The following is a 757-nucleotide window of genomic DNA, read 5'->3' on the forward strand; positions in this document are numbered from 1 at the left end:
AATCTGACTTTTGTCTTCTTGTTTGCTTTTCTATATTTTTAAGATAGTCGTAGATGGCAACTTGTGAGCGAACTTTTTTACGGTTTCCGCGCGGTACATAGCTATTGCTCATCTCTTTGTCTATCAAACGTGCCTTTACTGTATCGGTAAAGTGGATGTTAGTTATATCAATAATTCTCTGTTTCAAACGTGGATCACGAACAGGAGCGGCAACTTCGATACGATGATCGATGTTTCGTGTCATCCAATCGGCAGATGAAATGTAGACTTGAGGATCCCCATCATTGTGCGTGATCACTACGCGTGGGTGTTCCAAAAAGCGATCAACGATACTGATGATTCGAATGTTTTCGCTGACGCCTTCAATTCCCGGAACCAAAGCGCACATGCCGCGGATTATCATGTTGATCTTTACTCCCGCGTTGCTTGCTGCGTAAAGACGGGTGACGATGCCTTTATCGACGAGGTTGTTGACCTTGATGGTTAATCCTGCCTTTTTGCCCACCTTTGCATTGGCGATTTCATTGTCAATCAGGCGGTAAATTTGGGTGCGAGAATTGCGCGGAGAAACCATCAAGTGATTGAACTTCACTGGGCGATAAGGGTTCTCAATGTATCCAAACACGTTGCGCACTTCATTGGTGATTTCTTGGTCTGCGGTGAGCAGCGAAAAGTCGGTATAGATTCGAGCGGTTTTTTCGTGGAAGTTGCCCGTGCCAATGTGCGCGTAGCGAATAATATCGTCACCTTCACGGCG

The 757-nt window shown here is 45.6% G+C and carries 1 pseudogene; it reads right to left on the reverse strand.

The window, feature by feature from the left end:
- A pseudogene (locus tag R8N49_RS26700) lies at window positions 1-757 on the reverse strand (RNA degradosome polyphosphate kinase); the annotation flags it as partial.

It is taken from the genome of Vibrio sp. 1978 (assembly GCF_033344345.1).